1 protein-coding gene is annotated in these 8,128 nt (G+C 73.0%); it reads right to left on the bottom strand.

Annotated features, from left to right (window positions below; all coding sequences use genetic code 11):
- A partial coding sequence (locus ACIBH3_RS35555; RefSeq protein ID WP_396316260.1) for a type I polyketide synthase occupies positions 1-8,128 on the bottom strand: 8,128 nt, incomplete at both ends.

Here is an 8,128-nt window from a genome sequence, read left to right as displayed (position 1 = left end):
CGAACCCGGCCCGGTGCTCGAACGCGGCCCGGCTCGTCGCCAGCGAGAAGCCCAGATCCAGCAGACCCGGCGCCCCCTCACCCTCGACCAGCGCCGTCAGCTGCGCGGCCTGGGCCCGCAGGGCGTCCGCGTTCTTCGCCGACAGCACCACCGGCACCACCGGCGGAGCAGCCTCCTCGGAGACCGGCATCTCCTCGACGGCCGGGGCCTGTTCCAGGATCGTGTGAGCGTTGGTGCCACTGATCCCGAAGGCGGAGATGCCCGCCCGGCGCGGACGACCGGTCTCCGGCCAGTCCACGTTGTCGGTGAGGAGAGAGACGCTGCCGGTCGTCCACTCGACGTGCGGGGTCGGCGCGTCCACATGCAGGGTCCTCGGCAGGACGCCGTGCTGCATCGCCAGGACCATCTTCATCACACCGGCGACACCGGCCGCGGCCTGGGTGTGCCCGAGGTTGGACTTCACCGAGCCGAGCCAGAGCGGCTGCTCCCCGGTGTGGGCCTGGCCGTAGGTCGCGAGCAGCGCCTGCGCCTCGATCGGGTCACCGAGACGGGTGCCCGTGCCGTGCGCCTCGACCGCGTCCACCTGGTCGGCCGTCAGGCCGGCCAAGGCGAGCGCCTGGCGGATCACGCGCTGCTGGGACGGGCCGTTGGGGGCGGTGAGGCCGTTGCTCGCGCCGTCCTGGTTGATCGCCGAACCGCGGACCACCGCGAGCACCGGGTGCCCGTTGCGCCGCGCGTCGGACAGCCGCTCGACGAGCAGCATGCCCGCGCCCTCGCCCCAGCCCGTACCGTCCGCCGCACCGGCGAACGCCTTGCAGCGCCCGTCCGCGGACAGGCCACGCTGACGGCTGAACTCCACGAACAGGTCCGGCGTCGACATCACCGTCACACCACCGGCGAGGGCAAGGTTGCACTCACCGTTGCGCAGTGCCTGGACGGCCATGTGCAGCGCGACCAGCGATGCGGAGCACGCCGTGTCCACCGACACCGCCGGGCCCTCAAGACCGAAGGTGTAGGACAGGCGCCCGGAGATGACGCTCGTGGCCGTGCCCGTCAGCCGGTGGCCCTCGACGCCCTCCAGGCCGTCCACCAGCAGATTGACGTAGTCCTGGCCGTTGGTGCCGATGAACACACCGGCCTGGCTGCCGCGCAGGCTCCCCGGGTCGATGCCGGCCCGCTCGAACGCCTCCCAGGACGTCTCCAGCAGCAGACGCTGCTGCGGGTCCATCGACAGGGCCTCACGCGGCGAGATCCCGAAGAACGTCGGGTCGAACCGGGTGGCCTGGTCCAGGAAGCCGCCCTCACGGGCGTACGTGGTCCCCTGGTGGCTCGGGTCCGGGTGGTACAGGCCCTCGATGTCCCAGCCGCGATCGGTCGGGAAGTCCCCGATCGCATCGCCACCGCTCAGCAGCAGCTGCCACAGCTCCTCAGGGGTACTCACCCCGCCCGGGAAGCGGCAGCTCATCGCCACGATCGCGATCGGCTCGTCCTCCACCGCAGGCACGATCACGGTCGGCGTGACGACCGCCGGACTGCTGCCGAGCAGTTCCGCACCGAGGTGGTCGGCGAGCGCGGCAGCCGACGGGTAGTCGAAGACCAGCGTGGCCGAGAGCCGCAGGCCGGTGGCCGCGTTCAGACGGTTGCGCAGGTCAACAGCCGTCAGCGAGTCGAACCCGAGCTCCTTGAACGCCCGGCCCCCCTCCACCGACTCCGACCCGGCGTACCCCAGCACGGCCGCGACGTGACCGCGGACGAGATCCAGCAGGGCCCGGCCACGCTCCGAGGCCGACAGGCCGGCCAGCCGCTGAGCCAGCGACGCCTCGCCGGCGCTCGCGGCCGAGGACGACGCCACCGCGGCCATCACCGTTCGGGCCTCGGGGATCTCGTCGAACAGCCGGCTGGCCCGGATAGCGGCGGTCTCCCCCGCCACCCGATCCCAGTCGACAGCCGCGATCGTCAGGGCGGTGTCGCCCTGCTCCAAGGCGTGCTGCATCGCGGTGATCGCCAGCGTGGGCGTCATGCCGACGACACCGTCACGGCGCAGCCGGTCGGCGACGACGTCCTCGGTGGCCAGGCCGGCCTCAGCCCACGCACCCCAGGCGATCGACGTGGCCGGCAGACCGTCCGCCCGGCGCTGCTCCGCGAGCGCGTCCAGGTAGGCGTTGGCCGCGGCGTAGTTGCCCTGGCCGGCGCTGCCGATAGAGCCCGCCATCGAGGAGAACAGCACGAAGGCGGTCAGGTCGTGACCTGCGGTCAGCTCGTGCAGGTTCCGGGCCGCGTCCACCTTCGGACGGGCCACCGTGGCGAACCGCTCCGCGGTCTGACCATCGACCACACCGTCGTCCAGCACACCGGCGGTGTGGAAGACGGCGGAGAGCTGATGCCCGGCGAGCAGCTCGGCCAACGCGTCCCGGTCGGCCATGTCGCACGCGGCGACCGTGACGGTGACGCCCAGCTCGGCGAGCTCGTCCCGCAACTCGGCCGCGCCCGGCGCATCCAGCCCACGACGGCTGGTCAGCACCAGGTGCTCCGCACCACCCCGGGCCAGCCAGCGCGACACCTCCGCACCCAACGCACCCGTACCACCCGTCACCAACACCGTGCCGGAGGGCGTCCAACCCGGGCCGTCGCCGCGTACGGCGCGCACCAGACGGCGGCCGAACACACCCGACGCACGGACCGCGACCTGGTCCTCGCCACTGCCCGCCAGCACGGCGGCCAGGCGGGAGAGCACGCGCTCGTCCACCGTCTCCGGCAGATCGACCAGACCACCCCAACGCTCCGGATGCTCCAGACCCACCACCCGGCCCAAGCCCCAGACCTGCGCCTGCACCGGATCCGCCACCCGCTCCGAACGACCGGTCGCCACCGCGCCACGCGTCACGCACCACAACGGCGCGTCGACCCCCGCGTCACCCAGCGCCTGCACCAGCGTCAACGTCGCAACCGGACCGCCGGCCGCCGCCAGCAGCGACACCACCCCGGACGGCTCCACGCCGTCCGCGAGGATGCCCCGCAACTCCCCGGCCACCGAGAACCGGTCAGCCGCGACGGCGTCCAGCTCGCACCGCCGGACCTCCACACCACGCGCGGTGAACATGCCCTCCAGGGCAGCCACCGCGGCGTCGTCACCGAAGCCCGCCGGAACGGCCAGCAGCCAGGTACCGGACAGCGCACCCGCGCCGAGGTCGGTCACCGGCTTCCAGCTGTCGCGGTAGCGCCAGCCGTCCACGGTCGACTGCTGGCGGCTCTGACGGCGCCAGGCCACCAGCATCGGCAGCACGGCACCCAGCTCGCTACCGCCCTCGACCTCCAGCGTCGCGGCCAGAGCCGTCAGGTCCTCGCTCTCCACCGCCTCCCAGAACCGGGCGTCCACCGGGTCGCCCTGGCCCGCCGCGCCGTGCGAGGTGGCCGCGGCGGCCACGGGGGCCTCCGGCCAGTAGCGCTGGCGCTGGAACGCGTAGGTCGGCAGGTCGACGCGGCGGGCGCCGGTGCCGGCGAAGACGGCCTGCCAGTCCAGCTTCGCGCCTCGGACGTGCACCTGGGCAAGGGCCGTGGTGAGCGTACGGGCCTCCGGGCGGCCGGCCCGCAGGACCGGGACGAACGCGGCGGCCTCGGCCGTCACGCTGTCCTGGCCCATCGTGGACAGCACACCGTCCGGACCCAGCTCGACGAACGTACGGACGCCATCGGCCTCCAGCACCCGCACCGCATCGGCGAAGCGGACGGCCTCGCGGACGTGCCGCACCCAGTACTCGGGCGAGGTCAGGTCATCCGCCGTGGCGAACGTGCCGGTGAGCGTGGAGACAATCGGGATCCGGGGAACCTCGAACGTCAACCGGGCCGCCACCGCACGGAACTCATCCAGCATGCCGTCCATCAACGGCGAGTGGAACGCGTGACTGACCGTCAGGCGCTTGGTCTTACGGCCCTCGGCCGCCAGCTGCTCCGCCACGGCGAGCACCGCGTCCTCGGCACCCGAGACCACCACGGACATCGGCCCGTTGACAGCGGCGATACCGACGCCCTCGGTCAGCAGCGGCAGCACCTCCGCCTCCGCCGCCTGCACCGCGACCATGGCGCCGCCGCGCGGCAGCGCCTGCATCAGGCGACCACGAGCCGCCACCAGCCTCGCGGTGTCCGCCAGGGACAGCACCCCGGCGACGTGCGCGGCGGCCAGCTCACCGATCGAATGACCCGCCAGCACGTCCGGCGTCAGACCCCACGACTCGACCAGGCGGAACAGCGCCACCTCGATCGCGAACAACGCCGGCTGCGTGAAGCCCGTCTCGTTCACCAGCTCCGCGTCCGCGATCGCCTCACGCAGCGGACGCTCCAGGTACTGGTCCAGGTGCGCACACACCTCGTCGAACGCATCCGCGAACACCGGGAACGCGTCGTACAGCTCCTCGCCCATACCGGCCCGCTGACTGCCCTGACCGGTGAACAGGAACGCCGTACGCCCCTCCACCACCGAGCCGTGGACGGCGTTCGCGCCCGTTCCATCGGCCGCCAAGGCCCGCAGGCCCTCCAGCAGCTGCGTCCGGTCGCCGGCCACCACGACCGCGCGGTGCTCCAGCGCCGCCCGGCCCACCGCCGCCGACAGTGCCACGTCGGCCAGCCGCTCCTGGGGCTGCTCCGCCACGGCCACGATCAGCCGCTCGGCCTGCGCCCGCAGGGCGTCCTCCGTCTTGCCCGACAGCACCACCGGCACCACCGGCACCACCTCCTCGGAGACCGGCACCTCCTCGACGGCCGGAGCCTGCTCCAGGATCGTGTGGGCGTTGGTGCCACTGATACCGAAGGCTGAGATGCCCGCCCGACGGGGCCGGCCGGTCTCCGGCCAGTCGACGTTCTCGGTCAGCAGCGAGACGCTGCCGGCCGTCCACTCGACGTGCGGGGTCGGCGCGTCCACATGCAGGGTCTTCGGCAGGACGCCGTGCTGCATCGCCAGGACCATCTTCATCACACCGGCGACACCGGCCGCGGCCTGGGTGTGCCCGAGGTTGGACTTCACCGAGCCGAGCCAGAGCGGCTGCTCCCCGGTGTGGGCCTGGCCGTAGGTCGCGAGCAGCGCCTGCGCCTCGATCGGGTCACCCAGGCGGGTGCCCGTCCCGTGTGCCTCCACCGCATCGACCTGGTCGGCCGTCAGACCGGCACTGGCCAGTGCCTGACGGATCACCCGCTGCTGCGACGGGCCGTTGGGAGCCGTCAGACCGTTCGACGCGCCGTCCTGGTTGATCGCCGAACCACGCACCACCGCGAGCACCGGGTGCCCGTTGCGCCGCGCGTCCGAGAGCCGCTCAACGAGCAGCATGCCCGCGCCCTCGCCCCAGCCCGTGCCGTCCGCCGCACCGGCGAAGGCCTTGCAGCGCCCGTCCGCGGACAGGCCACGCTGGCGGCTGAACTCGACGAACAGGTCCGGCGTCGACATCACCGTCACACCACCCGCCAGCGCCAGCGAGCATTCGCCGTTGCGCAGCGCCTGCACCGCCAGGTGCAGAGCCACCAGCGACGCCGAGCACGCCGTGTCCACCGACACCGCCGGCCCCTCAAGACCGAAGGTGTAGGACAGGCGGCCCGAGACGACACTCGTCGCCGTGCCCGTCAGACGATGACCCTCGACGCCCTCCAGGCCGTCCACCAGCAGATTGGCGTAGTCCTGACCGTTGGTGCCGACGAAGACGCCGGCCTGGGTGCCCCGGACCGAGGTCGGGTCGATGCCCGCGCGCTCGAACGCCTCCCACGAGGTCTCCAGCAGCAGACGTTGCTGCGGGTCCATCGACAGGGCCTCACGCGGCGAGATGCCGAAGAAGGTCGGGTCGAACCGGGTGGCCTGGTCCAGGAAGCCGCCCTCACGGGCGTACGTCGTGCCCTGGTGGCTCGGGTCCGGGTGGTACAGCGACTCGATGTCCCAGCCACGATCGGTCGGGAAGTCCCCGATCGCGTCACCACCGGTCAGCAGCAGCTGCCACAGCTCCTCCGGGGTGTTGGCTCCACCCGGGAAGCGGCAGGCCATCGCCACGATCGCGATCGCCTCGTCCTCCGCCGCCACAGCGGGCAGGACCGCCGTCGGCATCAGGGCCGCCGGGCGGGCGCCCAGCAGCTCGGCGCCCAGGTGGTCCGCCAGCGCGGCGGCCGACGGGTAGTCGAAGACCAACGTCGCGGAGAGCCGCAGGCCGGTGGCCGCGTTGAGACGGTTGCGCAGGTCGACGGCGGTCAGCGAGTCGAACCCGAGCTCCTTGAACGCCCGGCCCGCCTCCACCGACTCCGACCCGGCATAGCCGAGAACGGCAGCCACCTGGGCACGCACCAGGTCCAGCAGGGCCCGGCCACGCTCGGCGGACGACAGCCCGGCCAGTCGCTGCGCCAGCGAGGAGCCGACAGCCGCCGTGTCCGAGGACGAGGCAAGGGCCCCAGCCATCACCGTACGGGCCTCGGGGATCTCGTCGAACAGCCTGCTGACCCGGACGGCGGCGGTCTCGCCGGCCACCCGCTCCCAGTCCACCGCCGCGATCGTCAGGGCGGTGTCGCCCTGCTCCAACGCATGCTGCATCGCAGTGATCGCCAGCCCGGACGCCATACCGACGACCCCGTCGCGACGCAGCCGGTCGGCGACGACCTCCTCGGTGGCCAGGCCGGCCTCAGCCCAGGCACCCCAGGCGATCGACGTGGCCGGCAGACCGTCCGCCCGGCGCTGCTCGGCGAGCGCGTCGAGGTAGGCGTTGGCCGCGGCGTAGTTGCCCTGGCCGGCGCTGCCGATAGAGCCCGCCATCGAGGAGAACAGCACGAAGGCGGTCAGGTCGTGACCTGCGGTCAGCTCGTGCAGGTTCCGTGCCGCGTCCACCTTCGGACGAGCCACCGTGGCAAACCGCTCAACGGTCAGCCCGTCCACCACACCGTCGTCCAGAACACCCGCCGTGTGGAACACGGCGGACAGCTCGTGCCCGGCGAGCAGCCCGGCCAGCGCCTCACGGTCAGCCACGTCGCACGCGGCGACCGTGACGGTGACGCCCAGCTCGGCGAGCTCATCGCGCAGCTCCACCGCGCCCGGCGCGTCCAAACCGCGACGACTGGTCAGCACCAGGTGCTCCGCACCACCCCGGGCCAGCCAGCGCGACACCTCCGCACCCAACGCACCCGTACCACCCGTCACCAACACCGTCCCGGACGGCGACCAACCCGGGCCGTCGCCCCGAACAGCACGCACCAGACGGCGGCCGAACACACCCGACGCCCGCACCGCCACCTGGTCCTCACCACCACCGGCAAGGACGCCCGCCAGCCGGGAGAAGACCCGGCCGTCGAGCACCTCGGGCAAGTCGATCAACCCGCCCCAGCGCTCCGGATGTTCGAGGGCCACCACCCGGCCCAGGCCCCAGACCTGTGCCTGCATTGGATCGGCCACCCGCTCCGAACGACCGGTCGCCACCGCGCCGCGCGTCACGCACCACAGCGGCGCGTCGACCCCCGCGTCACCCAGCGCCTGCACCAGCGTCAGCGTCGCAACCGGACCGCCGGCCGCCGCCAGCAGCGACACCACGCCCGCGATGGACGTGTCGTGCGCGACCGCGTCGCGCAGCTGCTCCGTCACGGCGGCACGCTCGGCGACGGCGCAGTCGATCTCGACCCGCCGAACACCGATCCGGCGCCCGTCGAACAGCTCCTCCAGGCCCGCCACGGCGGCGTCGTCACCGTGGCCGGCCGGGACGGCCAGCAGCCAGGTGCCGGACAGCGCACCCGTATCGGTGTCGGTCACCGGCTTCCAGCTGATCCGGTAGCGCCAGCCGTCCACGGTCGACTGCTCGCGGCTCTGACGGCGCCAGGCCGCCAGCATCGGCAGCACGGCACCCAGCTCGCTACCGCCCTCGACCTCCAGCGTCGCGGCCAGAGCCGTCAGGTCCTCGCTCTCCACCGCCTCCCAGAACCGGGAGTCCACGACCTCCACCGCAGCCACGCCCAGCGCGGGCGCGGTCGGCTCCAGCCAGTACCACTCGCGCTGGAAGGCGTAGGTCGGCAGCTCGACAGTCCGTGCGCCACGGTCGGCGAGGAAGCTCTGCCAGTCCACGCGCAGCCCGCGCACATGCGCCTCGGCGAGCGAGGCGAACAGCCGCTCCACCCCGCCCTC

Origin of the sequence: Kitasatospora sp. NPDC050543 (assembly GCF_044457565.1) — a bacterium.
Lineage (GTDB): Bacteria > Actinomycetota > Actinomycetes > Streptomycetales > Streptomycetaceae > Kitasatospora.
This window is presented reverse-complemented; position numbering and strand designations above follow the sequence as displayed.